The 1,108-nt window shown below is 58.9% G+C and carries 1 protein-coding gene; it reads left to right on the top strand.

Annotated elements, in window-relative coordinates; all coding sequences use genetic code 11:
- Positions 1-66: 66 nt before the first annotated feature.
- Positions 67-1,098, top strand: coding sequence for an IS30 family transposase (locus PV764_RS20275; RefSeq protein WP_421117430.1), 1,032 nt, complete (start codon positions 67-69; stop codon positions 1,096-1,098).
- The last annotated feature ends 10 nt before the right edge of the window (positions 1,099-1,108 follow it).

Raw genomic sequence — 1,108 nt, 5'->3', positions numbered from 1 at the left:
GGCCTTGGATTCAACCGGTCGACGCAACACACTGAAGACTGCTTACCGGCAGCAGGAGTGTTGCAGATGGAGCGCAGGCCAAGGATCTACTACAGCGACGCCCAGAAGGCTCTGATGTGGGAGCGATGGCGACGAGGCGAATCGCTGCACAAGATTGCAACTCTATTTGACCGTCACCATAGCTCGGTTCGCTCGGTTCTGTCCGAGTCCGGAGGTATCCAGCCAGTCCCACGCCGCCGATCAGAGCGCGTATTAAGCTTGGCGGAGCGTGAAGAAATCTCCCGGGGTGTGGCTGTTGGGAAGTCCATGCGTGCCATTGCGAGCTCGCTCGGACGGGCCCCTGCGATGAGAGTGGCAGCAAAGCTGAAGCAGCAATGGTCACCACAGCAGGTGTCCGGTTGGTTGAAACGCACCAATCCTGAAGATACGAGCCGCCAGGTGTCTCACGAGACAATCTACCGAACGCTCTACATCCAGTCCCGAGGAGCCCTGAAGCAGGAGCTGTTGGCGCACCTACGGCGGACTCGTGCCATGCGCCGCTCACGGCATCACACACAGAAAACAGCTGATCACGGCAGGATCAAAGACACGATCTCCATCAGTGAGCGTCCGCCTTCGGTTGAGGACCGGGCAGTACCTGGCCACTGGGAGGGCGACCTGCTATTTGGTGACCGCGATAGCCAGATTGCGACGCTCGTGGAGCGCAAAACCCGTTACGTCATGCTGGTCAAAGTTGACGGAAAGGACTCTGAGACCGTGGTGAATGCGCTGATCAAAAGTGCCCGCCGCCTGCCTCGGGAACTGTACCGATCTCTGACTTGGGATCGCGGCAAAGAGATGGCGGCGCATCGCCGCTTTACGCTCGCCACCGACATCCAAGTCTACTTCTGCGACCCACACCATCCCTGGCAACGCGGCACCAATGAGAACACCAACGGACTACTGCGACAGTACTTCCCTAAGGGCGTCAGCCTTGCCAATATCTCTCAAGCTCAGCTTGATGCAGTTGCCCGCCAACTGAACGAGCGGCCCCGCAAGACGTTAGGCTACGAAACACCCGTCGAGCGATACCGACGAACCGTTGCGTCGATCGGTTGAATCCAAGGCC

Source organism: Stenotrophomonas sp. AS1, from assembly GCF_048957655.1.
Classification (GTDB): Bacteria; Pseudomonadota; Gammaproteobacteria; order Xanthomonadales; family Xanthomonadaceae; genus Stenotrophomonas; species Stenotrophomonas bentonitica_A.
This window is presented reverse-complemented; position numbering and strand designations above follow the sequence as displayed.

Coding starts and splice junctions, on each gene's coding strand:
- PV764_RS20275 (WP_421117430.1), top strand. CDS start 67: ATGGAGCGCAGGCCAAGGATCTACTACAGCGACGCCCAGAAGGCTCTG.